The sequence below is a fragment of the Pseudomonas khorasanensis genome (assembly GCF_014268505.2).
Taxonomy (GTDB): domain Bacteria; phylum Pseudomonadota; class Gammaproteobacteria; order Pseudomonadales; family Pseudomonadaceae; genus Aquipseudomonas; species Aquipseudomonas khorasanensis.
Window position 1 is genome coordinate 21846 of the sequence record NZ_JABWQP020000019.1, and the last position, 24348, is coordinate 46193.

The window sequence follows — 24348 nt, forward strand, 5'->3', positions numbered from 1 at the left end:
ATTATTCAGGTCGACAACCCACGCGGTGCTGGCTGAGGATGGTTCTGTACGGTTCCCAGGACGGGGCTTCAAAAGAAGGATGAGTCTGTTGTTTTCTATTCTGATTTCAGTCGCACCCGGCATCACCCAGACTTGAGGTGCGCGTCCATCGAGGCCTATCGACCCAGTCCGCACGATCAACGTTATCAGCTGATAGTTTGTCCCTTTAAAGGTACACTGCATGTATGAAGTGCAGCATGCTCATACGGACAACGGTGTCGATGTGTACCAGTGCTGGCTTGACTCGCTTCGAGACTCCAGGGCCAAAGCGCGTATCACCACAAGAGTGGATCGGGCCGCTCTTGGCAATTTTGGTGATCATGCTCCTGTAGGCGATTCAGGCTATGAGTTGCGTATCGATCATGGCCCCGGGTATCGGGTGTATTACGTCATTTGCGGCACGTTTGTTTTACTTTTGCTGGGTGGTGGAACAAAGCAAAGGCAGCAATATGACATCGATCAATCAAAAGAATCTGGAAGGCGCTGAAGAGGTAGCTCAATGAAAAGCGTAAGCAATCACGAGGCCAGTGTTCTCGAAATGCTGCGCACGGACGAGAATTTCGCTCTCGAATATCTCGTTGCAGCATTGGAAGAAATTGATGAAGAGGGCGGTGAGTCTGTGTTTCTCACCGCGGTGAGACGTGTGGTTGAAGCAAGAGGTGGTTTTGCCGCTGTCTCCAACGCAACCGGACTCAATAGAGGCAATCTCTACAGACAATTTTCAGCAGATGGCAATCCAGGCCTTTCCACGCTACTGAAGGTGCTGTCCGCTGTGGGGCTTGGTCTGTCGAAGGTGGTCGCTCATAGTCAGGATGACCAGGAACACACAGCAGCGTGATCAAACGTGGGAATCAGAGGCCCGGCTCGGTGTCGGGCTCCCTGATTTTCCCCAGCGGCGTTTTCCTGATGGGATGCGTGACATTGATCCGCTGGCGTAAGCGGTAGATTGCGAGTGAAGCAGAGCGCAACTTTTCTCAAGGCATAAAAAAACGGCCTACCTTTCGGTAAGCCGTTTTTAGTACTTGGTGGCTACACAGGGACTTGAACCCCGGACCCCAGCATTATGAATGCTATGCTCTAACCAACTGAGCTATGTAGCCAAGTGGCGCGCATTATTCACCTGTACTGGAAAAGCGTCAAGCGTAAATCCAAAATATTTCTTCTTATTTTCAACCGCTTATCCTCCGACCCCGAAAATCGGGGTCGGGGAGGGCATCAGCGCAGCTGGAATCTGGCGGTATTGGCGCTCAGGGCCTCGCTTCCTTGACTTAACGTATCCGCCGCGCGATTTACCGCCCGTGCGCCTTCGAGCAAACGCACCGCCGCCTGATCGACTTGCTGGATATTGCCGCTGACTTCATCGGCGGTGCTCGCCTGCTCTTCAACCGCCGTGGCGATCTGCGCCAGAGTGTCGGTGACGCTCTGGACTGCGCTAGCGATTTCCCCCAGGCGTTCGCCGAGACCGGTGACCGCTTCGGCATCCGATTGCGCCTGGCCGCACGCTGCTTCCATCAGGCTTACGGCTTCATTGACCGTGGCGCGCAGACTGTCGACGGTGCCGGCAATCTGTGCGGTGGACGACTGCGTGCGCTGTGACAGGCTACGCACCTCATCGGCAACCACGGCAAAGCCGCGACCCTGTTCGCCGGCGCGGGCCGCCTCGATGGCGGCGTTGAGTGCGAGCAAATTAGTCTGCTCAGCGACGCCGCGAATGGTGTCGACCACCAGCTGAATCTGCTGGCCCTGCTCGCTGACCCGGCCGAGCGCGGCGGCGGTGTCGTTCAGGCGCTGATTGAGCTGCTGGATGCTCGCCGTGGTGCGTTGGCTGTCGCGGCTGCTGTCAGCGGCGATGCGTTGGGTGTGCTGGGCGCTACCGGACGCTTGTTCGCAACTTTGCGCCACGCCTTGCGAGGTGGCAGCCAATTGCGTGGCGGCGGCGGCGATCTGGCTGATCTGCAATTGCTGCGCCTCGACTTCACCGAGGGCGCCACTGGAATGCTCGTTGAGGCTGCGCACCGCGTTGCTCAGTTGCGAGGTCTCATGGTCGACGCCGAGCATGCTGCTGCGCAGTTGCACCACGGCCACGTTCAGCGCGGTGCTGATCGCCGCCAGCTCATCGCGGCCCACAACCGGCACCTGCAGGCTCAGGTTGCCATCGCGCAAAGCCTCGGCGAGGAGGGTAATGCCGCTGGCGCTGCGGCGGATCGAGGCTTGCAGGCAGACGAACAGATACAACGCCGCCAGCAACAAACAACCGAAGATCGCAGCGACGAGAATGAACTGGCGTATTGCCGAGCCGTGATAGGCCAGGAGCCGCTGATCCAGCGCCACCAGCGATTGCTGGCGCAGGGCGGCGAGGTCGGAGAGCAATGCGTCGAGACTGCGTTCGAAGTCGTCCGGTTTCAGGCTGATGCTGCCGCCGAACACGCCGTCGTCGAGCACTTTCAGGCCGCTGTCCAGATGCTTGAGGCTGTCATGGTATTGACCGGCCCAGGATTGCAGATCGGCTGGCAGACGCGCTTCAAGCAGGCCCGCGGTTTTCACCAACTGCTCGCGGGCATCGCCGATGCGGCTGCGTAGGTCGCGCAACTGTAAGCGGCTCTGCAAGGTGAATTGTCCGGAAACGACCGAGGCCTGACCGACCGCCGCGAGACGGCCGACCCGTTCGATCAGATCTGGCGCGTGCTGGGTGGAGATTTGCGTCAGCAGATACGTTTCCAGCCATGGTGCGAGCGTCAGGCGATTGTCCATGACGATCTGCTCGCGCAAGGCTTGCAGAGCGGTCAAGGCTTTGGTGAAACGGTCGTAACCGTCCGGCCACCAGCCGACACCGCTCAGGCTTTTCGAGTCCAGGCCATTGAGCGCGGTTTGCAGCGCTTGATAACGCGTGAAGGTTTCTCCCTCGGCGCCTTCCTGGTTCAGCGCATTGCCCAGATCCGTAGAAGCTTGCAGCACCGCCGGCTGCACGCCGTCGAACGCAGCCATGGCAGCGAGGGTGGCCGGTGTCGGCTGACGATTGGTTTCCGTGGCGCGCCAGCGAGCAGCACGATCTCGCTGGGCGGCGAGCAGATTGTCCAGCGCATCCAGCGCCAGCAACTGCCGCACGCCGGCACGTTCGCCGGAGATCAGACTGAGCTTCTCGCGATAGTCATGGCCGATCATCAACAGGCTGCCCGCCAGCGGCAGAATGAACAGCAGAAACAACAACTGGAATTTACCTGCGAAGCCAAACCGCCCCAGCAATTTGATCCCCGGTGAAAGGAAAGCCTGCATGCCTCATGACTCCTCTGGACACCACGCACCATTGGCGTGCATCGCGACCCTTTCGATCGTGACCCGTGCCCGCTAAAAGGCCTCGAAAGTTCACTCATGCCCGCTCTGTGGGCCGGCTCTGTAGCGAAACTTCCCATTGTCGAGCGCCTTTGTAAGGCGATCGTGTTCAAGGGGAGAAGCAAGGCAAGATTCAGACCATGGCGTTGCGCTATCATCTTGTTGGCGACGACCAGTCCGTTAGTTAGCTGGCTAAGGGGATAGCGCGAGCGCACCGAAAAATGGCACATTGACGAACCTGCCTGCGGGCACCCCTCTGCTGTCCGGAAATTTTCATGGCTATCAGCAACGTTCAGACCGCCGCTGCCTCGGCGACCGCTGCTCCCCAAAGCAGTCCTCTGGTGATGCGCATCATCGGCGCGGTGGCGCTGGCGCACTTGATCAATGACCTGATCCAGTCGGTGTTACCGTCGATCTACCCGATGCTCAAGGCCAACTATGGCCTGACGTTTACCCAGGTCGGGCTGATCACCTTGACCTTTCAACTGACCGCATCGCTGTTGCAGCCTTGGGTCGGTTATCACACCGATCGGCACCCCAAACCCTGGCTGCTGCCGGCGGGCACGGTGTGTACCTTGATCGGTATTCTGATGATGTCGGTGGTCGGCAGCTTCCCGCTGATTCTGCTGGCGGCGGGACTCATCGGCATCGGCTCCTCGACGTTCCATCCGGAAGCCTCGCGCGTGGCGCGACTGGCTTCGGGCGGGCGCTTTGGTCTGGCGCAATCAACGTTTCAGGTCGGTGGTAACGCTGGCTCCGCTTTCGGCCCGTTGCTGGCGGCGGCGATCATCATCCCGTTCGGCCAGGGCAATGTGGCGTGGTTTGGTCTGTTCGCGGTGTTTGCCCTGTTTGTGCTGTATCGCATCAGCCGCTGGTACGCCAATCACCTCAACCTGTTCAAGCTCAAGGCCGGCCAGGCGGCGACCCACGGCCTGTCGAAGGGCCGGGTGACCAGTGCACTGGTGGTGCTCGGTCTGCTGGTGTTCTCCAAGTATTTCTACATGGCCAGTTTCACCAGCTATTTCACCTTCTACCTGATCGAGAAGTTCGACCTGTCAGTGGCCAGTTCGCAGTTGCACCTGTTCCTGTTTCTGGGCGCGGTGGCGGCGGGCACGTTCTTCGGCGGGCCGATTGGCGACAAGATCGGGCGTAAGGCGGTGATCTGGTTTTCGATCCTTGGCGTGGCGCCTTTCACGCTGATCCTGCCGCATGTCGATCTGTTCTGGACGAGCATCCTCAGCGTGGTGATCGGCTTCATCCTGGCTTCGGCGTTTTCGGCGATTGTGGTGTATGCCCAGGAACTGGTGCCAGGCAACGTCGGGATGATTGCCGGGATCTTCTTCGGCTTGATGTTTGGTTTTGGCGGCATTGGTGCCGCGTTGCTGGGGCATCTGGCGGATGTGCACGGGATTGAGTATGTGTATTTCTTGTGTTCGTTCTTGCCATTGTTTGGCGTGTTGGCGGTTTTCTTGCCGCGTACGAAAAAGGCCTGAGATCAAAAGGGTCGGAGGATCTTTTAACAACCCTTCAGGCACAAAAAAGCCGCGTATCAAACGCGGCTTTTTCTTGTGCGGGTGGTGCTTAGACGTTGAAGCGGAAGTGCATCACGTCGCCGTCCTTGACGATGTAATCCTTGCCTTCCAGACGCCATTTGCCGGCTTCCTTGGTACCCGCTTCGCCCTTGTATTGAATGAAGTCGTTGTAGGCGATGACTTCGGCGCGAATGAAGCCTTTTTCGAAGTCGGTGTGGATCACGCCAGCGGCTTGCGGTGCGGTGGCTCCGACCTTGACGGTCCAGGCGCGGACTTCTTCGACACCGGCGGTGAAGTAGGTCTGCAGGTGCAGCATTTCGTAGCCGGCGCGGATCACGCGGTTCAGGCCAGGTTCTTCCAGGCCCAGGGCCTCGAGGAACATGTCCTTCTCTTCACCGTCATCAAGCTCGGCGATTTCCGCTTCGATCTTGTTGCAGACCGGAACCACCATGGCGCCTTCTTCTTCGGCGATCGCGCGAACCACGTCCAGGTGCGGGTTGTTCTCGAAACCGTCTTCAGCGACGTTGGCGATGTACATGACCGGTTTGGTGGTCAGCAGGTGGAAGCCCTTGATCACGGCTTTCTCATCGCTGCTCATGTTCTTCATCAGGCTGCGCGCAGGCTTGCCTTCGGTGAAGTGAGCAATCAGCTGCTCAAGCAGGGCTTTCTGAACGACAGCGTCCTTGTCACCACCCTTGGCGTTGCGCGCTACTTTCTGCAGTTGCTTCTCGCAGCTGTCGAGGTCGGCGAAGATCAGCTCAAGGTCGATGATTTCGATGTCGCGTTTCGGATCGACGCTGTTGGATACGTGGATCACGTTGTCGTCTTCGAAGCAGCGCACCACGTGAGCGATGGCGTCGGTCTCACGGATGTTGGCGAGGAACTTGTTGCCCAGGCCTTCACCTTTCGAAGCGCCGGCAACCAAGCCTGCGATGTCGACGAATTCCATGGTGGTCGGCAGGATGCGCTTGGGATTGACGATGGCCGCCAGTGCTTCCAGGCGCGGATCCGGCATCGGCACGATGCCGCTGTTCGGCTCGATGGTGCAGAAGGGAAAGTTCTCGGCCGCGATACCGGATTTGGTCAGGGCGTTGAACAGGGTGGACTTGCCGACGTTAGGCAGGCCGACGATGCCGCAATTGAATCCCATGGTGTTTCCCCTCGGAGTAGAGTCAGGCCTTCTGGCTGTGCAGGTTTTTCATCGCGCGGTTCCATTCACCGGCGAGGATATCCGGCAGCACGCCGAGGGCAAAGTCGATGCTGGCATCGAGTTTTTCCTGTTCGGCGCGTGGCGCACGACCCAGGACGAAATTTGAAACCATACTGGCGACGCCCGGGTGGCCGATGCCAAGCCGCAGGCGGTAGAACGTATTCTGATTGCCCAGTTGCGCAATGATGTCGCGCAGCCCGTTGTGACCGCCATGGCCGCCGCCCTGCTTGAGCTTGGCAACGCCCGGAGGCAGATCGAGTTCGTCATGCGCCACGAGGATTTCTTCAGGCTGGATGCGGAAGAAACCGGCGAGTGCCGCCACGGCCTGGCCGCTGCGGTTCATGTAGGTGGTGGGAATCAGCAGACGAACATCCTGACCCTGATGCGAATAGCGCCCGGTCAGGCCGAAATATTTGCGATCGGCCACAAGATTCACATTCTGTGCGTGGGCGATGCGCTCAACAAAAAGGGCCCCTGCGTTATGCCGGGTCTGTTCGTATTCAGCGCCTGGATTTCCCAAGCCAACGATCAGTTTGATGGCAGTCACGATAGGGGCCCTTCCTTGGAGTGGTGGATAACATCGCCGCGATCAGGGAAGGCGGCGAAAGTGGACGAAAAATGCTCATTTACCATGGATGTAAACTCCGCGTTCTCGCCCGCTTTCTCGCTACGTTCCAGTCCGCGATGTTACTTGATCACTCCGGCTTCACAGAGTGAATTACTCTGCTGCGCCTTCTTCGGTAGCTTCTGGAGCAACACGTGGAGCGTGGACGTTGGCTACAGCCTTGTCATCGCCGTGTGCCAGAGCAACGAACTCGACACCTTTAGGAGCTTTGAGGTCCGACAGGTGAACGATGGTGCCGATTTCAGCGTCAGCCAGGTCGACTTCGATGAATTCCGGCAGGTCTTTCGGCAGGCAGGAAACTTCGATCTCGGCGATAACGTGCGAGATTTCGCCGCCTTTCTTGACCGGAGCAGCTTCGTTGATGAAGTGCACTGGAACAACGGCAGTCAGCTTCTGACCGGCAACAACGCGGACGAAGTCAGCGTGCATCACGTGGCCTTTGGCCGGGTGACGTTGCAGAGCCTTGATGATGACGTTCTGCTTCTTGCCACCAACGTTCAGCTCGATGATGTGGCTGTAAGCCGCTTCGTTTTCGAGCAGTTTGGCAACTTCTTTGGCCAGCATGCTGATGGATTCAGGGGCTTTTTCGCCACCGTAAACAACAGCTGGAACCAGGGCGGCGAGACGACGCAGGCGGCGGCTCGCACCTTTCCCCAGGTCGGAACGCACTTCAGCATTCAGAGTAAAATCGTTCATTTTGTATCTCCAAAATAGCCATGACCGAGTGGCGTTTGCGACCAGCGCCGAACACGGTATGGGCAAAAAAGCCCCGCCCCGACAGGAATGCCGGGGCGGGGCGCTTTTCGTCAACGAGACATTTCGAGAAGGGCAGGGCCCTTAACGGAACATCGCACTGATCGATTCTTCATTGCTGATGCGGCGAACCGCCTCGGCAACAACCGGCGCGATATCCAGTTGACGGATACGCGCACAGGCTTGTGCTGCAGCGGACAGCGGGATCGTGTTAGTGACCACCAGCTCGTCCAGCACGGAATTTTCGATATTCTCGATGGCCCGACCCGACAGCACAGGGTGTGTGCAGTAGGCGAAGACCTTGGCTGCGCCATGCTCTTTCAGGGCCTTGGCCGCATGGCACAGAGTGCCGGCGGTATCGACCATGTCATCGACTAGAATGCAGGTACGCCCTTCGACATCACCAATGATATGCATCACTTCAGAGTGATTGGCTTTCTCACGGCGTTTGTCGATGATCCCGAGATCCACGCCCAGGGACTTGGCAACGGCACGTGCACGCACGACGCCACCAATGTCAGGGGAAACAATCATCAGGTTTTCGAAGCGCTGGTCTTCGATATCGTCCACCAGAACCGGCGAACCGTAGATGTTATCTACCGGGATATCGAAGAAACCCTGAATCTGGTCAGCATGCAGATCAACCGTGAGAACACGGTCGATGCCGACTACGGTGAGCATGTCAGCAACGACTTTCGCGCTGATAGCCACACGTGCGGAACGCGGACGGCGATCCTGACGGGCATAACCAAAATAAGGAATAACAGCAGTGATACGAGTAGCCGAGGAGCGGCGGAAGGCATCAGCCATCACCACCAGTTCCATCAGGTTATCGTTCGTCGGAGCGCAGGTCGGCTGAATAATGAAGACGTCTTTACCACGAACGTTTTCATTGATCTCGGCTGTAATTTCGCCGTCGGAAAACTTGCCGACAGAGATGTCACCGAGAGGGATATGCAGCTGACGTACAACACGCCGAGCCAGATCGGGGTTAGCGTTCCCCGTAAAGACCATCATCTTGGACACGCGCAGTACCTAGAGGCTGAGGGTAACCTGGATGAGTATGGAAAATGGCAGGGGCGGCTGGATTCGAACCAACGCATGGCAGGATCAAAACCTGCTGCCTTACCGCTTGGCGACGCCCCTGTATCTGTTGCTTTCAAGTGCCGGGCACTTGATTCCTTTAGAGCAGACTTTGCAGCTTGCGATGCAACATCGAAACGTTGCTTCCTTTTGCTACAAACCCTGTAAGGGTCTCTGTCAGAAGGGCCGAGACTTTATCAGCTTCAGCTTTGCTTGGGAAGCCCCCAAACACACAACTTCCAGTTCCGGTGAGTTTTGCTTCGGTAAATTTACCTAACAAATTCAACGCGTTACGTACTTCTGGATAACGCCTTGCAACCACCGGCAAGCAGTCATTTCGACTGTTTCCCTCGGGAACGGGGCGCACTTTAATGGGCGGGGTGTTACGTGTCAACAAAGGATCGGAAAAAATTTCTGTCGTACTTACAGAGACTTGCGGCACGAGCACCAGATACCAGGGTTCTTCGGGATCCACCGGGGTCAGTTTCTCGCCAACGCCCTCGGCAAACGCCGCGTGGCCACGGACGAAAACCGGGACGTCAGCGCCGAGCGACAAGCCCAGTGCCGCCAGGCGATCTTCGTCCCAACCCAGCTGCCAGAGGTGGTTGAGACCCAACAAGGTAGTGGCGGCGTTCGAACTGCCGCCGCCAATGCCGCCGCCCATTGGCAGAACTTTGTCGATCCAGATATCAATGCCCAGCGAACAGCCGGATTGCGCTTGCAGCATTTTCGCCGCGCGCACGATCAGGTTGTCGTCATGGGGTACGCCTGCAAATTCGGTGTGCAGTTGAATGACGCCGTCGTCGCGCAAGGCGAAGGTGATTTCATCGCCGTAGTCGAGAAATTGAAACAGCGTCTGCAACTCGTGATAACCGTCTTCACGGCGACCGAGGATGTGCAGCATCAGGTTGAGTTTGGCGGGCGAGGGCAGGGTAAGGCGTGCAGCGGTCATGCGTTATTGCCCCAACTTGCGCGGTTGCCAGGTCTTGATCACCAGCGTTACGTCGAGATCGGTGCCGTGCAGTTTGATGCGTTCGGGCAGCCAATAGCCGTTCTGCTCGGTGTAGGCGGTGTATTCGACTTTCCAGCCATCCTGCTCAAGGCTGGCGAGGCGGCTGTTGGCGTCCAGATTCAAACGGCTTTTGCTCTCTGGCGCCGGCAGGCCCCGAACCCACCAAGCCAGATTCGACACCGGCAGTTTCCAGCCCAGCTGTTCTTCGAGCAGCGCTTCCGGGGACTGCGATTCGTAGCGACCCTGGTTGGCCACTTCCAGTGACACTTTGCCCGGACGCCCGGTCAGGCGTGCCGCGCCGCGACCCAGTGGGCCCGACAGGCGAATATCGTAGTAGTCCTGGCGTTGCAGCCAGAACAGCGTGCCGCTGCCGGAGTCCTTCGGCGCGCGGATGCCAATCTTGCCGTCGATTTGCCAGCCGTCGAGGCCGGTCAACTGCTGTTTATTCGCCGCCCATTGGGCCGGGCTGCCGTGACCTTCGACTGATTCGCGAGCGCCGAAACCCGCGCAACCGGCGAGCAGGGCGATGAAGCTGAAAACAATAACGTGGCGCAAAAACATGGTTTAGAGAGTCTCGGATCCGGTCAGGCGCTTGATGGTGCTGCGCAAAATGGTGCTGTCGGGCTGATCCTTGAGGAATTTGCCCCAGATTTGTCTGGCTTCTCGCTGGTTGCCCTTGGCCCACAAAACCTCGCCCAGGTGTGCGGCGACTTCGTGGTCGGGGAAACGCTCGAGCGCCTGGCGCAGATATTTCTCCGCCTCGTCCAGATTGCCAAGGCGGTAATTCACCCAGCCAAGGCTGTCGAGCACGGCCGGGTCTTCCGGATTGATCTGGTGCGCCTGCTCGATCAGTGTCTTGGCTTCCGCATAGCGAGTCGTGCGGTCGGACAAGGTGTAGCCCAGCGCGTTCAGCGCCATGGCGTTGTCCGGGTCGCGCTTGATGATCAGGCGCAGGTCTTTTTCCATTTGCGCCAGATCATTACGTTTCTCGGCGAGCATGGCCCGGGTGTACAGCAGATTCAGATCGTCCGGGTATTTCTGCAGGGCTTGCTGCAAGACTTTCCAGGCCTTGTCGTCCTGTTTGTTGGCCGACAGGGTTTCCGATTCGATCAGGTAGAGCTGAATGGCGTAATCCGGCTGCTCATCACGTTCGGCCGCCAGTTTGCTTTGCGCTTCGGCGGTCTTGCCGTTGTTCATCAGAATATCGGCCTGACGCAGTTGCGCTGGCAGGTAATCGTTGCCCGGGCCGACTTGCGCGTACTCGATGAGTGCGCCTTGCGGATCGTTGCGTTCTTCGGCGATGCGCCCAAGGTTCAGGTGCGCCGAATCAACATGGCTTTCGCGGGCGATCAGGTCTTCCAGATAGCCCTTGGCTTCTTCCCAGGCCTTGGCTTCCAGGCAAACCAGCGCCAGGGAATAACGCAGTTCGTCGTCTTCCGGGTATTGCTGAACGAGGGTGGAGAACTCGGCCTTGGCGTCGTCCATCCGGTCCTGTTCGACGAGCATGCGGGCATAAGTCAGGCGCAGGCGTTTGTCGTCCGGGTACTTCTTGATGTTCTTTTGCAGCAGCGGCAGTGCTTCATCGCCCCGGTTCAACACTTGAAGCAGGCGAGCGCGCAGCAGGATCGGAGCAACCTCGCCATCTTCCGGCGGATTGTCCTCGAGCAGGGTCAGTGCGCCTTGATTGTCGCCGTCCTGCTGCAACAGCAAGGCCTTGCCGAAAATCAGCTGATTATTGTTCGGATGGCGCTGCAACAGACGGTCGAAGCTCTTCATCAGACCGTTGCGGGTTTCCTGATCGGTGTCGGCCGCCGACAGCGCGAGGAAGTCGAAATGGGTGTCGCCCTTACCCTGCAGGACTTTTTCCATGTAGACCATAGAGTCGTCATAGCGCCCGGCGCGGGCCAGTTGCACGGCGGCGGCGCGTTGCGCTTCGAGGTCGTCAGGGGCGTTTTTTGCCCAGATCAATGCCGTATCCAGCGCTGGTTGATCGGCGCCCAGGTATTCGGCGATGCGGAAGGCGCGTTCGGAGACGCCCGGGTCCTGGGTGTTGATGGCCTGGGTCACGTAGTTGTCCAGGGCAATGTCGAAACGATTGCGCTGGCCGGCAAGCTCGGCGCTCAGCAGGCTGAACACGGTTTCCTCGCTGAACGAGCTGTAAACCTTGGGCTTTTCAGGCGCGGGCGTGGTGTCTTCGACTGGCGGGGTGCTGCCCGGCGCAACGGGCGCCATGGCCTGGCAGCCGCCGAGAAAGACAAAAGCGAGGAGCAACGCGGAGGATCTATTCATATAGGAAGAGGACGACTAACCTGCGGTCGGATCATCATGACACAAGCTTTCGGTCAAACATAACCGAGACTCAATTGTGCCCATCATAGGGGCTGACAATTGGGACAATAGTCAGCGGTAGTTGTTCTGAATCTTTCGAAGTAGGACAATTGCCGGCTTCACGTCACCATCAGCGACCTTGAATGGCCTTCCTCGCACTCGGTATTAACCACAAGACTGCTTCAGTAGACGTCCGCGAGCGCGTGGCCTTTACCCCTGAGCAGCTGGTTGAGGCGTTGCAGCAGCTCTGCCGACTGACCGACAGCCGCGAAGCCGCGATCCTCTCCACCTGCAATCGCAGTGAACTTTATATAGAACAGGATCAGCTGTCGGCGGATGTCGTGCTGCGCTGGCTGGCCGATTATCACCATTTGAGCCTGGATGAGCTGCGCGCCAGTGCCTATGTGCACGAAGACGATGCGGCCGTTCGTCACATGATGCGTGTCGCCTCCGGGCTGGATTCGCTGGTGCTGGGTGAGCCGCAGATTCTCGGCCAGATGAAATCAGCCTACGCCGTGGCGCGTGAGGCCGGCACCATCGGTCCTTTGCTGGGGCGTCTGTTTCAGGCAACGTTCAATGCCGCCAAACAGGTGCGCACCGATACCGCCATCGGTGAAAACCCTGTGTCGGTGGCGTTTGCCGCCGTCAGCCTGGCCAAACAGATTTTCAGTGACCTGCAACGCAGTCAGGCGCTGCTGATCGGCGCCGGCGAGACGATTACTTTGGTCGCTCGCCATTTGCACGAGCTGGGGGTCAAGCGCATCGTCGTCGCCAACCGCACGCTGGAGCGCGCCAGTCAGTTGGCCGAGCAGTTTGGCGCACACGCGGTGCTGCTTTCGGACATTCCGGCAGAGCTGGTGCGCAGCGACATCGTCATCAGTTCGACCGCCAGTCAGCTGCCGATCCTCGGCAAGGGCGCGGTGGAAAGCGCGCTGAAGTTGCGCAAGCACAAGCCGATTTTCATGGTCGACATCGCCGTGCCCCGGGATATCGAGCCGGAAGTCGGCGAGCTGGATGACGTTTACCTCTACAGTGTCGACGATCTACACGAAGTGGTCGCCGAAAACCTCAAGAGCCGTCAGGGCGCTGCCCAAGCAGCGGAAGAAATGGTCTCGGTCGGCGCCGACGATTTCATGGTGCGCCTGCGCGAACTGGCGGCGGTCGATGTGCTCAAGGCTTATCGTCAACAGAGCGAACGCCTGCGCGACGAGGAATTGCAAAAAGCCCTGCGGCTGCTGGCCAACGGCGGCAACGCAGAAGACGTGCTCGGGCAACTGGCCCGTGGTCTGACCAACAAACTCTTGCATGCGCCCAGCGTGCAGTTGAAAAAGCTGTCTGCCGAAGGCCGCCTCGATGCGCTGGCCATGGCCCAGGAACTCTTTGCCCTTGAGGGCTCACCGGATAGTTTTTCGGATAAAAAACCGCAATGAAAGCGTCACTGCTCAACAAGCTGGACATCCTCCAGGACCGTTTCGAGGAACTGACCGCGTTGCTCGGCGACGGCGAAGTCATTGCCGATCAGGCCAAATTCCGCGCCTATTCAAAGGAATACGCCGAACTTGAGCCGGTCGTGCAAGCCTATAAAAAGCTGCTCGGGGTACAAAGCGATCTTGAAGGCGCACAGGCGCTGCTCAAGGACAACGACCCTGACATGCGTGAAATGGCTGTGGAAGAAGTCCGCGAAGCCAAAGAATCGCTGATCACGCTGGAAGCCGACCTGCAACGCATGTTGCTGCCCAAGGATCCCAACGATGGGCGTAACGTGTTCCTCGAAATTCGCGCCGGCACCGGCGGCGACGAGGCTGCGATCTTCTCTGGCGATTTGTTCCGCATGTACTCGCGTTACGCCGAGCGACGTGGCTGGCGTGTGGAGATCCTGTCGGCAAACGAAGGCGAGCACGGTGGCTATAAAGAAGTCATCGCCCGCATTGAAGGTGACAACGTTTACGGCAAACTGAAATTCGAATCCGGCGCGCACCGCGTACAGCGTGTACCCGCCACCGAATCCCAGGGCCGGATCCACACCTCGGCCTGCACCGTTGCGGTGTTGCCCGAGCCTGACGAGCAGGAAACCATCGAGATCAACCCGGCGGATTTGCGCGTCGACACTTACCGCTCCTCCGGGTCCGGTGGTCAGCATGTCAACACGACCGACTCGGCGATCCGCATCACGCACTTGCCAACCGGCACTGTCGTCGAGTGCCAGGAAGAACGTTCCCAGCACAAGAACCGTGCGCGGGCGATGGCGTGGCTGTCGGCCAAGCTCAACGATCAGCAAACCGCAGCGGCGGCCAACGCCATTGCCAGCGAGCGCAAGTTGCTGGTCGGTTCCGGTGATCGCTCCGAACGCATCCGTACATACAACTTTGCCCAGGGCCGGGTCACCGACCACCGCGTCAACCTGACCCTGTATTCGCTGGATGAAATTCTTGCCGGTGGCGTTGATGCGGTCATCGAGCCGTTGCTGGCCGAATATCAGGCCGACCAGCTCGCGGCGATAGGTGAATAAATAAATGACCATCATCGCCAGCCTGTTGCGCGCCGCCGAGTTGCCGGACTCGCCCACTGCGCGTCTGGACGCTGAATTGCTGTTGGCCGCCGCATTGGGCAAGTCGCGCAGTTTCCTGCACACCTGGCCCGAGCGCATCGTGCCGAGCGAAGCGGCGCTGACGTTTGCCAGCTATCTGCAACGCCGACGTGGCGGCGAGCCTGTGGCGTACATTCTCGGTCAGCAAGGCTTCTGGAAGCTGGATCTGGAAGTCGCGCCGCACACGCTGATCCCGCGCCCGGACACCGAATTGCTGGTGGAAGCCGCGCTCGAATTGCTCCCGGCGACGCCGGCCAAAGTCCTCGATCTGGGCACCGGCAGCGGCGCGATTGCCCTGGCCCTGGCCAGCGAACGTCCGACGTGGAAGGTCACGGCGGTGGATCGTGTATTGGAAGCCGTCGCATTGGCCGAACGCAATCGCCAGCGCCTGCATTTGCATAACGCCACCGTGCTGAGCAGCCACTGGTTCAGCGCGCTGGCCGGGCAGCGTTTTCAACTGATCATCAGTAATCCTCCGTACATTGCCGCCGCCGATCCGCATCTGATCGAGGGCGATGTACGTTTCGAGCCGGCCAGCGCCTTGGTCGCAGGTGAAGACGGCCTCGACGACCTGCGGCTGATCGTGGCCCAGGCGCCGGAACATCTTGAAGCCGGTGGCTGGCTGATGCTCGAACACGGCTATGATCAGGCAGACGCCGTGCGTGATCTGTTGCTGAGTCGCGGTTTCGACGACGTCCATAGCCGCACCGATCTGGGCGGTCATCAACGCATCAGTCTGGGGCGCCTGCCGTGCTGAATGATCAGGAATTGCTGCGTTACAGTCGGCAGATTCTGCTGCAACACATCGACATCGACGGGCAATTGAAACTCAAGGCCAGTCGCGTATTGATCGTCGGCCTCGGCGGTCTTGGTGCGCCGGTGGCGCTGTACCTGGCGGCGGCGGGCGTGGGCGAGTTGCATCTGGCGGATTTCGACACGGTCGATCTGACCAACCTGCAGCGCCAGATCATTCACGACACCGACAGCGTCGGCCTGAGCAAGGTCGATTCGGCGCTCAAGCGTCTGGGCGCGATCAATCCGCAGATTCAACTGATCGCCCATCGTCAGGCGCTGGACGAAGATTCTCTGGTCGCAGCGGTGGCGGCGGTGGATCTGGTCCTCGACTGCTCGGATAATTTTGCCACCCGCGAGGCGGTCAATGCGGCGTGTGTGCTGGCGCGCAAACCGCTGGTCAGCGGTGCGGCGATTCGTCTGGAAGGGCAGTTGTCGGTGTTTGATCCACGGCGTGCCGAAAGCCCTTGTTACCACTGCCTGTACGGCCACGGTAGCGAAGCCGAGCTGACCTGCAGCGAAGCCGGTGTGGTCGGGCCACTGGTGGGTCTGGTGGGCAGTCTCCAGGCGCTGGAAGCCTTGAAGATGCTGGTCGGCTTCGGCGAACCGCTGGTGGGTCGGCTTTTGCTGATTGATGCCCTCGGTTCGCGCTTCCGGGAGTTGCGCGTCAAGCGTGATCCGGCGTGCAGCGTCTGTGGCCCGCACCATGCGTGAAGCGCCGATCGGCGTGTTCGATTCCGGTGTCGGTGGCTTGTCGGTACTGGCGGAAATCCAGCGCTTGCTGCCCAACGAATCACTGCTGTACGTCGCCGACTGCGGCCATATTCCCTATGGCGAGAAAACCCCGGAATTCATCCGCCAGCGCTGCAGCGTGATGGCCGGGTTTTTCCGCGAACAGGGCGCGAAGGCCCTGGTGCTGGCGTGCAACACGGCAACCGTGGCAGGCGTTGCCGATCTGCGTCGCGACTTTCCCGGCTGGCCGATCGTAGGCATGGAGCCGGCAGTCAAACCGGCTGCGGCGGCGACGCGCAGCGGCGTGGTCGGCGTGCTCGCCACCACGGGCACTTTGCAGAGCGCCAAGTTTGCCGCGTTGCTCGATCGTTTTGCGGTGGATGTGAAGGTCATCACTCAGCCGTGTCCGGGGCTGGTCGAGCTGATTGAAAGCGGTGACCTGCACAGCCCGGAACTGCGCGCGTTATTGCACGGTTATGTGACACCGTTGCTGGCTCAGGGCTGCGACACGATCATTCTGGGCTGCACGCATTACCCGTTCCTCAAGCCGCTGCTAAAGTCGATGATCGCCGATGATATCAGCCTGATCGATACAGGCGCCGCCGTGGCCCGGCAGCTGCAACGGCTGCTCGGCGAACGCGATCTGCTCGCTCACGGCCCAAACCTGCCTGTGAAATTCTGGACCAGCGCAAATCCGCTATCCTTCAGAAAAATCCTACCGTTGCTGGGCCAAACTGCGTCGAATGTGCAAAACTTCGACTTGTAAAAAAAATGTGAAATAACTAAAAAAACGCTGAACTTCTGACCAAGCGCAGATTTCTATAGCGACAGCAGCACTAAAAACCAAACGATCGTTCCGGAAAAGGAAGTTTCAAAGTGAAGCGACTATTCTGCTTGGCCGCGATTGCGGCCGCACTGATGGGGCAAAGCATTTCTGCACAAGCCGCTGGCGTTGAATTCGCCGTCGGCGGTACCAGCGATTCGACAATGACGTATCGCCTGGGCATGAATTTCGACTGGGACAAGAGCTGGCTGCAGAGCGACGTCGGTCGCCTGACCGGCTACTGGAGCGGTGCTTACACCTATTGGGAAGGCGACAAGACTTCGAGCGATAACAGCCTGTCGTTCTCGCCTGTCTTCGTTTACGAGTTTGCCGGTCAGTCGGTCAAACCGTACGTTGAAGCCGGCATCGGCGTGGCGCTGTTCTCCAATACCGAATACGAAGACAACAAACTGGGCGGCTCTTTTCAGTTCGAAGACCGCATCGGTTTTGGCCTGCGCTTCAACGGCGGCCACGAAGTCGGCATCCGCGCGACGCACTACTCCAACGCCGGCCTGTCCAGCGACAACGACGGTGTGGAAAGCTACGCGCTGCATTACTCGATGCCGCTGTAACACGCCGCTACGGGGAACCAACGTGGGAGCGAGCCTGCTCGCGAAAGCTGAGTGTCAGTCAATTCAAATGGTGGCTGACACACCGCCTTCGCGAGCAGGCTCGCTCCCACAATTGTTTCTGCGTTGTCAAAGAAATCAGCGGTAGGCTGTCGCAATACCCTGGCGCTCTTCAATACATTCCGGCGCGCCCATTTCAAACTCGCGGCAAATCAGCGGGCGCCGTTCGTAGATCGTGCACATCATGCTGTCGCGATCCAGCGCCGCGCACCAGCCGTCGTCCAGGCGCAGCATCACTTCGCCGCCCCATTCATCAGTATCGATAAAGCGATCAGGCACGCCAGTGTCAGTGATCAGCATCACTTCGAGCTGGCAGCAGCACGCCGCGCACGTCGAGCAGGTGACGGCCGGTTCGTCGATTTGCGTATGAGGAATGGTTTTCATGGCGCCAGTGTAAGGCAGTGACTGCTGTGGGTGTGAACGCGCAGACGGACGCTACCGCGACAGGCGCCGCGCCATGACGTGCAGCAGCGGAAAGAGCAGCGCCCAAAGCAAACCAATGACGATCAGCGTCGGGACTTCACCGTAAGGAAATTGCACCCCGGCCAATTGTCCGCCGCCGTAATACGACAATGCCCCGCCCACCGCGCCGAGCCCGCTGGCCAGCCACCACGGTCTGGCGCTCCACGCCAGGCAGTGGCGCAACGTTGTCGCCAGCAATGCCCAGAGCAGCATCAGCCACAGTGGGATCAGCGGGGAAAGATCTTCGAACCGGAACACACCGAGGTGACGCAAGACACTGTCCACCGCCGTGCCGACGATGACCACGCACAGTATCAAACGACCTTCCACCGCCCAGCTGCTGATCCAGCGCAAATGAATCACCAGTGCTGCCAGCGCAAGCAGCAGCCACAGGCTGTTGCCACCGAGTACGCAAGCCAGCCAGCCGAGTTGAAACAACACGGCATTGGCGACACGCTTACGCATCAAAACGCCCGAGCAGCGGCGCGGGCATTGCCGCCGGTTTGGCGAGCAGCAATTGTGCGGTGCCGATGGTGCGCTCCAGAAATCCGCCTTCGCAGTAGCACAGGTAAAATTCCCACAACCGCAGGAAATAATCGTCGTAACCCAGTTCGTTCAAGCGACCATGGGCGAGGCGAAAGTTTTCGTGCCACAGGCGAAGAGTCTTGGCGTAGTGGAGGCCGAAATCCTCCATGTGCAACAGGTTCATGTCGGTCTCGCGACTGACCACGTCGAGCATCTTGTGCACCGAGGGCAGGGCGCCACCGGGGAAAATATAGCGCTGGATAAAATCGACGCTGCGCCTGGCCTGCTCATAGCGTTGCTCGCGGATCGTGATCGCCTGCAACAGCATCAAGCCGTTGCTCTTGAGCAAGTGGGCGCATTGTTTGAAGTAAGTCGGCAGGAAGCGATGGCCGACCGCTTCGATCATTTCGATCGACACCAGTTTGTCGTACTCGCCGCTGAGGTCACGGTAATCCTTGAGCAGCAGGGTGACGCGATCCTGCAAGCCAAGTTGTTCGATACGCTTGGCGGTGAATGCGTATTGCTCTTTGGACAGGGTCGTGGTGGTCACGCGGCAGCCGTAATGCTGCGCGGCGTAAAGCGCCATGCTGCCCCAGCCGGTGCCAATTTCCAGCAAATGATCGCTGGGCTTGAGCGCGAGCTTCTGGCAGATCCGCTGCAGTTTGTTCAGTTGCGCCTGCTCCAGCGTATCTGTGGGGGTCAGAAACTGGCCGGCGGAATACATCATGGTCGGGTCGAGGAACTGTTCGAACAGCTCATTGCCGAGGTCGTAGTGCGCGGCGATGTTTTTTTGCGAGCCCTTGCGCGTATTGCGGTTGAGCCAGTGCAAGCCTTGCACCATTGGCCGGCCGAGGCGCGCCAGACCACCTTCCATGGCGTCGAGCACATCAAGGTTGCTGACGAACACGCGGACCACGGCGGTGAGGTCCGGTGAACTCCAGTAACCGTGGATGAACGCCTCGCCGGCGCCGATCGAACCGTTGCTGGCGACCATCCCCCACAGCGCTGGATCAAGCACGTGGACTTCGCCGAGCAGGGGACTGCCGGGTGTCCCAAAAAGCATTTGTTCGCCGTCTTCGACGACCATCAATTGTCCGTGCTTGAGTTGCGCCAATTGGCGCAGCACGCCACGGCGCAAAAGCGAGCCGGTCAAACCGTTGGTGCTGAAGCGACTGAGCGGCAGGCTAGAGGATTTCATGGTGCGGCTCCTTCGGAGGCACAGAGGCGGTTTGAAAGCTGCCGTCGGCAGCCTGATGGGCGAAGATCGGGGCGCGCTTGAGCAGCAAGCGCAGCGCTTGCCAGTAGATCGCCAGGGCGGTTTTTGCAGTCATCCACGGGAAGCGCCGCAGATAACGGTGCAGGCTGCGACGGTCCAGGGATTCGCGGCGCAGATTGAGCGTGGCGTCGAACAATTTGTCGGTGCCCTGCCAGTCGGCCATGTGCACGCCGAGGGTCTGGGCGGCAGGGCTGAAGCTCATGCGGTATTCGAGGTCGCGTGGCAGGAACGGCGAAACGTGAAACGCCTTGGCCACGGCGAAATGCTGATGGAAATCGTGCAGGCTGGTTGGCACCTGCGCCGGCAGAACGTAGTGATAACGCTCACGCCAGGGCGTATTGGTCACTTCGCAGACAATTGCCGCGAGCTGCCCGTCGGCCTCGTGACAGTAGAAGAAACTCACCGGATTGAACGACAGCCCCCAACTGCGCGGTTGGGTCAGCAGGCAGACCGATCCCTGCGGCTCATGGCCGATGGCTGCGCCGACTTGCTGACGCACAGCGTCAATCAGGCGCATGCCGGTGCCTGTGAAGGCTTTCAGGTAATCGGTCTCGCGAAACGAGAACGGCGCAAAACGGCTGCGTCCCGCCAGCGGCGACAAGGCGAGTACCGCGTCCTGTTCGCTCAGATCGAGATAGAGCAGGCCGATGCGGTAACGGAACTCATGCCGGCGCGGAGAAAAGCGCCGATGGCCGATGATGCCGCTATAGAGTGCGCTGTTCACAGGGTTTCACCCAACGCGGCGGCCACGCGCAGACCACTGACCACGCCGTCCTCATGAAAACCGTTGGCCCAGTACGCGCCGCAATAATGCGTGTGCTGCTCGCCATCGAGTTCGCCCCAGCGGTTTTGCGCGGCCGCGGCGGCGAGGGTGTATTGCGGGTGGGCGTAGGTGTAGCGGGCAAGCACTTTGTCGGGAGCGATCCCGGCGGTTTGATTGAGGCTGACGCAAAACGTCGTGTCGCTCTCGATCCCTTGCAGGATGTTCATGTTGTAGGTGACCGCCGCGCGGGTGTGACCGGCGCCGCCGAGGCGATAGTTCCAGCTGGCCCAGGCCAGTTTGCGCGTCGGCAACAATTGCGTGTCGGTGTGCAGCACGACGTCGTTATCGGCGTAGAGCAGGGCCCCGAGTATCGAGCGCTCGGCCTCGCTCGGGTTGGCCAGCAGCTTTAGCGCCTGATCGCTGTGACAGGCAAACACCACTTTATCGAAGTGTTCCAGGCCGGCCGGGCTGTGGATAACCACGCCGTGCTCGTTGCGCTCGACACGGGTGACCGGGCAGTTCAGACGGATCCGGTCGCTGAATGACGCGGTCAGTGGCGCAATGTAAGCGCTGGAGCCGCCTTCGATGACTTGCCACTGCGGGCGATCACTGACCGACAGCAATCCATGGTTCTTGAAAAAGCGCAGGAAAAACTGCAGCGGGAAATTGAGCATTTCCGCCATCGGCATCGACCAGATCGCTGCGCCCATCGGCACGATGTAATGCAGGATGAAGCGCTCACCGTAGCCGCCGGCCTGGAGGTATTCGTTAAGGGTGGTATCGGCGGCGATGCGCAGTTCCATCAGGTCGCGCTGTGCTTCCTTATTGAACCGCAGAATGTCGCGCAGCATCCCCCAGAACCCCGGCGACAGCAGATTGCTGCGTTGGGCGAACAGGCTGTTGAGGTTGTTGCCGTTGTATTCCACACCGGTGTCCGGATCGGTCACCGAAAAACTCATTTCCGTCGGCTTGAACGCGACACCGAGCTGGTTGAGCAAACGAATGAAGTTGGGGTACGTCCAATCGTTGAACACGATAAAACCCGTGTCGATCGCGAACGATTGCCCACCGACCGTCACTGGCACCGTATGGGTATGGCCGCCGACCCAGTCGCTGGCCTCGAACACGGTAATGTCGTGGCGACGCTTGAGCAGATAGGCGCAGGTAAGCCCGGCAATACCGCTGCCGATCACCGCAATTTTCATAGCGTATCCCGCTGCGGAGGATTTTTGCGCACCATGCGTTTGCCGATGGCGAGCTGAGCGCGGGCAGGCAGTTTCGACAGCGGCCACAGCGCCGCCATGAACAGCGCCGGAAAGGCAATTTCCAGCGGCCGGTCCTTGAGTTTGGCGAATATATGGCGAGCCGCTTTATCCACAGGCCAGCTCAGCGGCATCGGGAAATCGTTCCTCTCGGTCAGTGGCGTTTCAACGAAACCCGGGCTGATGATGGTCACTTCAATACCTTCATCCGCCAGGTCGATGCGCAGCGATTCAAACAGATAACGCAGCCCGGCCTTCGACGCGCCGTAGGCTTCGGCCCGTGGTAAAGGCAGGTAAGTCACCGAGCTGGCCATGCCAACCAGATGCGGTGCCGTGCCTTTGCGCAGCAGGGGCAGGGCAGCTTCGATGCAGTAGCTGCTGGCGAGCAGATTGGTGCGCACCACGTGCTCGATGATCGACGAATCAAACTGGCGGGCATCAACATATTCACAGGTGCCCGCGTTGAGAATCACGCTGTCGAGCGAACCCCAGGCCTCGGTGATCTGCTCACCGATTTCGCGCACGGTCTGACTGTTGGTCAGATCTCCCGGCACTACCAGCACCTGCCCCGGATAACGTTGGGACAAGACTTTGAGCGGCGCAACTGAACGCGAACTGACGGCCAGGTGCGCACCGGTCTTCAGAATGTCCTCGCACAATGCGGCGCCGATGCCACTGCTGGCGCCGGTCAACCAATACCGCCGTGGGGGTGTACGACTCATCCCATTCTCCTTTTCAGCCAGGCGATCGCCCGGCCCAATATTGGCAAGTGTTCATACAGCAGCGCCCCGGCATCGAAATAATCCCGATGGCGATAAACCTTGTCCCGCCAGCGCAGGTGCGAACAGCCGCTGACCCTGATTTCCCGGCCGCTGGCCAGGCGCGGATGGCGGTAACTCATGACCCAGCGCAGGTAACCTTCACCTTCGCCGATCTGGTCGAAACCATGAAAATCGAAACGCAGATCGCTGACGTTGGCGTACAGCTCACTGAAGTAGCCGTGCAATTGCACCAATCCCTGAACTTCATGCAGCGGATCGGTGAACTGAATATCGTCGCTGTACAGCTCGCCCAAGCGATGCAGGTTGTCTTTGTTCAACCCGGAAAACTGCCGGGCGAAGCTGCGCAGGAATTCACTCATCGCTGCCGCCGGCAGGCTGGCGTGACGGCAGGTTTTTGAAGGCCGTCAGTGCGCGCTCGCGTGAAGCGCTGAGGTTAACGATCGGCGCCGGATAATCCGCCACGCCGAACAACCCTCCGGCGCTTGCCGGGTTGTGCACTTCTTTCTTGTTGAGCCCGGCCAGTTCCGGCAGCCACTGCTTGATGAACACACCTTCTGCGTCGAATTTTTCCGACTGGCTCACCGGGTTGAAAATGCGAAAGTAGGGCGCCGAATCCGTGCCGGTCGACGAACTCCACTGCCAGCCACCGTTGTTCGCTGCCAGATCACCATCGATCAGGTGACGCATGAAAAAGCGTTCGCCTTCACGCCAGTCGATCAGCAGGTTTTTGGTCAGGAACATTGCGACAACCATGCGCAGGCGATTGTGCATCCAGCCGGTTTCAAGCAATTGGCGCATCGCCGCGTCGATGATTGGCAAACCGGTGCGTGCTTCCTGCCAGGCCTTGAGATCGTCCGGCGCATGACGCCAGGCCAAGGCTTCGGTCTCCGGGCGAAAGGCGCGATTGCGCGAGACGCGCGGATAACCGACCAGAATGTGTTTGTAAAACTCGCGCCACAGCAGTTCGTTGATCCAGGTGACCGCGCCGACCTTGCCGCTTTCGAACTCACCCTGGTTGCTCTGCAATGCGGCGTGCAGGCACTGGCGTGGCGAGATCACGCCGGCGGCGAGGTATGCCGAAAGCTGACTGGTGCCGGGTTTGGCCGGGAAATCGCGTTCGCTGCGGTAGTAATCAATCTGCGCGTCAGTGAACGTATCGAGACGGCGCTGCGCTTCCTGTTCACCGGCCGGCCACAATTTGCGCAAGGATTCGCTCGGTGTGGCAAAGCCTTTAACCGCTTCGGGAATCTCATCGCTGTCGATGCTCAGCGGGGCCTGCTTGCCTGGCGCTTTGACCAGCGCCGGCATCGAGCGATACAGGCGTTCGTAGCAGACTTTGCGAAACTGGCTGAACACCTGAAACCAGGTGCCGGTCTTGGTCAGCACGGTGCCGGGTTTGAACAGCAACTGATCCAGATAACTGTGGAACTCGATGCCCTCGGCCCGCAATGTTTCGGCCACGGCTTCATCGCGGCGGCTTTCGTGAACGCCGTATTCCTCGTTCACGTGAACCGCCTCGATCTTCAATTGCCGACACAGCTTGAGCAGTTCTGCCGGGGCCTGATCCCAGTGGGGCGCGCTGCGAATCAACAGCGGAATGTTCAGCGCGCCCAGGCTTTTGCTCAGCTCGCGCAGATTGCGCAGCCAGAAATCCACCTTGCACGGCGCATCGTCATGTTCCAGCCATTGCTGCGGGCTCAACAGGTACACGGCCACGGTCGGGCCGCGCGCGGCGGCTGCCGCGAGGGCCGTGTTGTCATGTTGGCGCAGGTCGCTGCGCAGCCAGATCAGTTGCATGAGATT

The 24348-nt window shown here is 59.6% G+C and carries 25 protein-coding genes and 2 tRNA genes; 9 read left to right on the plus strand and 18 right to left on the minus strand.

The window, feature by feature from the left end; all coding sequences use genetic code 11:
• Nucleotides 1–220 precede the first annotated feature (220 nt).
• Nucleotides 221–526: a type II toxin-antitoxin system RelE/ParE family toxin gene (locus HU727_RS24465; protein WP_186530550.1), complete on the plus strand. Its 306-nt coding sequence runs from the start codon at nucleotides 221–223 to the stop codon at nucleotides 524–526.
• A gap of 12 nt (nucleotides 527–538) precedes the next feature.
• Complete coding sequence (locus HU727_RS24470) at nucleotides 539–877, plus strand: helix-turn-helix domain-containing transcriptional regulator (RefSeq protein ID WP_186530548.1); 339 nt, start codon at nucleotides 539–541, stop codon at nucleotides 875–877.
• A 185-nt stretch (nucleotides 878–1062) separates the two neighbouring features.
• On the opposite strand, the gene HU727_RS24475 is transcribed toward HU727_RS24470, so the two are convergent.
• A tRNA-Met gene (locus HU727_RS24475) sits at nucleotides 1063–1139 on the minus strand.
• A gap of 115 nt (nucleotides 1140–1254) precedes the next feature.
• On the minus strand, nucleotides 1255–3312 hold the full coding sequence (locus HU727_RS24480; RefSeq protein ID WP_186530546.1) for a methyl-accepting chemotaxis protein: 2058 nt from the start codon (nucleotides 3310–3312) through the stop codon (nucleotides 1255–1257).
• 332 nt (nucleotides 3313–3644) lie between these two features.
• On the opposite strand from HU727_RS24480, the gene HU727_RS24485 reads away from it, so the two are divergent.
• Nucleotides 3645–4862: an MFS transporter gene (locus HU727_RS24485; protein ID WP_186530545.1), complete on the plus strand. Its 1218-nt coding sequence runs from the start codon at nucleotides 3645–3647 to the stop codon at nucleotides 4860–4862.
• Between the two features lie 88 nt (nucleotides 4863–4950).
• Here HU727_RS24485 and ychF read toward each other — a convergent pair whose 3' ends face one another.
• From ychF to HU727_RS24525, 8 genes are all read right to left on the minus strand, one after another.
• Nucleotides 4951–6051, minus strand: a complete 1101-nt coding sequence (gene ychF, locus HU727_RS24490) for a redox-regulated ATPase YchF (RefSeq protein ID WP_186530543.1) — start codon at nucleotides 6049–6051, stop codon at nucleotides 4951–4953.
• 22 nt (nucleotides 6052–6073) lie between these two features.
• Nucleotides 6074–6658 carry an aminoacyl-tRNA hydrolase gene (gene pth, locus HU727_RS24495; protein WP_186530541.1) on the minus strand — a complete coding sequence of 195 codons (585 nt, stop codon included), beginning with the start codon at nucleotides 6656–6658 and terminating at the stop codon, nucleotides 6074–6076.
• A 171-nt stretch (nucleotides 6659–6829) separates the two neighbouring features.
• Nucleotides 6830–7432, minus strand: coding sequence for a 50S ribosomal protein L25/general stress protein Ctc (locus HU727_RS24500; protein WP_186530539.1), 603 nt, complete (start codon nucleotides 7430–7432; stop codon nucleotides 6830–6832).
• A gap of 141 nt (nucleotides 7433–7573) precedes the next feature.
• Nucleotides 7574–8515: a ribose-phosphate pyrophosphokinase gene (locus HU727_RS24505; RefSeq protein ID WP_003171603.1), complete on the minus strand. Its 942-nt coding sequence runs from the start codon at nucleotides 8513–8515 to the stop codon at nucleotides 7574–7576.
• Nucleotides 8516–8560: 45 nt separating this feature from the next.
• Nucleotides 8561–8635, minus strand: a tRNA-Gln gene (locus HU727_RS24510).
• A gap of 37 nt (nucleotides 8636–8672) precedes the next feature.
• Nucleotides 8673–9524, minus strand: a complete 852-nt coding sequence (ispE, locus tag HU727_RS24515; protein ID WP_186530537.1) for a 4-(cytidine 5'-diphospho)-2-C-methyl-D-erythritol kinase — start codon at nucleotides 9522–9524, stop codon at nucleotides 8673–8675.
• Nucleotides 9525–9527: 3 nt separating this feature from the next.
• Nucleotides 9528–10145, minus strand: a complete 618-nt coding sequence (gene lolB / locus HU727_RS24520) for a lipoprotein insertase outer membrane protein LolB (RefSeq protein ID WP_186530535.1) — start codon at nucleotides 10143–10145, stop codon at nucleotides 9528–9530.
• Nucleotides 10146–10148: 3 nt separating this feature from the next.
• A complete protein-coding gene (locus tag HU727_RS24525; RefSeq protein WP_186530533.1) occupies nucleotides 10149–11873 on the minus strand; it encodes a tetratricopeptide repeat protein in 1725 nt (574 codons plus the stop codon).
• Nucleotides 11874–12055: 182 nt separating this feature from the next.
• Here HU727_RS24525 and hemA point away from each other — a divergent pair, with 182 nt between their 5' ends.
• The 6 genes from hemA to HU727_RS24555 all read left to right on the plus strand — a co-directional run bounded on the left by hemA (nucleotide 12056) and on the right by HU727_RS24555 (nucleotide 17418).
• Nucleotides 12056–13342: a glutamyl-tRNA reductase gene (hemA, locus tag HU727_RS24530; RefSeq protein WP_016773209.1), complete on the plus strand. Its 1287-nt coding sequence runs from the start codon at nucleotides 12056–12058 to the stop codon at nucleotides 13340–13342.
• Nucleotides 13339–14421: a peptide chain release factor 1 gene (prfA, locus tag HU727_RS24535; RefSeq protein WP_186530531.1), complete on the plus strand. Its 1083-nt coding sequence runs from the start codon at nucleotides 13339–13341 to the stop codon at nucleotides 14419–14421. The genes hemA and prfA overlap by 4 nt, the downstream gene beginning before the upstream one ends.
• Nucleotides 14422–14425: 4 nt before the next feature.
• Complete coding sequence (gene prmC, locus HU727_RS24540) at nucleotides 14426–15256, plus strand: peptide chain release factor N(5)-glutamine methyltransferase (protein ID WP_186530529.1); 831 nt, start codon at nucleotides 14426–14428, stop codon at nucleotides 15254–15256.
• Nucleotides 15250–16005 carry a molybdopterin-synthase adenylyltransferase MoeB gene (locus HU727_RS24545; protein WP_186530527.1) on the plus strand — a complete coding sequence of 252 codons (756 nt, stop codon included), beginning with the start codon at nucleotides 15250–15252 and terminating at the stop codon, nucleotides 16003–16005. Before prmC ends, HU727_RS24545 begins: the two co-directional genes overlap by 7 nt.
• The gene (murI, locus tag HU727_RS24550) at nucleotides 15998–16789 is read left to right on the plus strand and encodes a glutamate racemase (protein WP_186530525.1); all 792 of its coding nucleotides are present in this window, start codon (nucleotides 15998–16000) and stop codon (nucleotides 16787–16789) included. Before HU727_RS24545 ends, murI begins: the two co-directional genes overlap by 8 nt.
• A gap of 110 nt (nucleotides 16790–16899) precedes the next feature.
• Nucleotides 16900–17418: an acyloxyacyl hydrolase gene (locus tag HU727_RS24555; protein ID WP_186530523.1), complete on the plus strand. Its 519-nt coding sequence runs from the start codon at nucleotides 16900–16902 to the stop codon at nucleotides 17416–17418.
• Between the two features lie 135 nt (nucleotides 17419–17553).
• Here HU727_RS24555 and HU727_RS24560 read toward each other — a convergent pair whose 3' ends face one another.
• The 8 genes from HU727_RS24560 to phrB are packed head-to-tail and all read right to left on the minus strand — an operon-like array spanning nucleotide 17554 to nucleotide 24342.
• Nucleotides 17554–17859, minus strand: a complete 306-nt coding sequence (locus tag HU727_RS24560; RefSeq protein WP_186530521.1) for a YkgJ family cysteine cluster protein — start codon at nucleotides 17857–17859, stop codon at nucleotides 17554–17556.
• Nucleotides 17860–17910: 51 nt separating this feature from the next.
• Entirely contained in the window at nucleotides 17911–18402 is a 492-nt protein-coding gene (locus HU727_RS24565) for a DUF2878 domain-containing protein (protein ID WP_186530520.1), read from the minus strand.
• Complete coding sequence (locus HU727_RS24570; RefSeq protein ID WP_186530518.1) at nucleotides 18395–19660, minus strand: SAM-dependent methyltransferase; 1266 nt, start codon at nucleotides 19658–19660, stop codon at nucleotides 18395–18397. The genes HU727_RS24565 and HU727_RS24570 overlap by 8 nt, the downstream gene beginning before the upstream one ends.
• On the minus strand, nucleotides 19647–20462 hold the full coding sequence (locus HU727_RS24575) for a DUF1365 domain-containing protein (protein WP_186530516.1): 816 nt from the start codon (nucleotides 20460–20462) through the stop codon (nucleotides 19647–19649). The genes HU727_RS24570 and HU727_RS24575 overlap by 14 nt, the downstream gene beginning before the upstream one ends.
• Entirely contained in the window at nucleotides 20459–21706 is a 1248-nt protein-coding gene (locus HU727_RS24580; RefSeq protein WP_186530514.1) for an NAD(P)/FAD-dependent oxidoreductase, read from the minus strand. Before HU727_RS24580 ends, HU727_RS24575 begins: the two co-directional genes overlap by 4 nt.
• Entirely contained in the window at nucleotides 21703–22485 is a 783-nt protein-coding gene (locus HU727_RS24585; protein ID WP_186530512.1) for an SDR family NAD(P)-dependent oxidoreductase, read from the minus strand. Before HU727_RS24585 ends, HU727_RS24580 begins: the two co-directional genes overlap by 4 nt.
• Nucleotides 22482–22904 carry a nuclear transport factor 2 family protein gene (locus HU727_RS24590; RefSeq protein WP_186530510.1) on the minus strand — a complete coding sequence of 141 codons (423 nt, stop codon included), beginning with the start codon at nucleotides 22902–22904 and terminating at the stop codon, nucleotides 22482–22484. The genes HU727_RS24585 and HU727_RS24590 overlap by 4 nt, the downstream gene beginning before the upstream one ends.
• Entirely contained in the window at nucleotides 22897–24342 is a 1446-nt protein-coding gene (phrB, locus tag HU727_RS24595) for a deoxyribodipyrimidine photo-lyase (RefSeq protein ID WP_186530509.1), read from the minus strand. The genes HU727_RS24590 and phrB overlap by 8 nt, the downstream gene beginning before the upstream one ends.
• Between the last annotated feature and the right edge of the window lie 6 nt (nucleotides 24343–24348).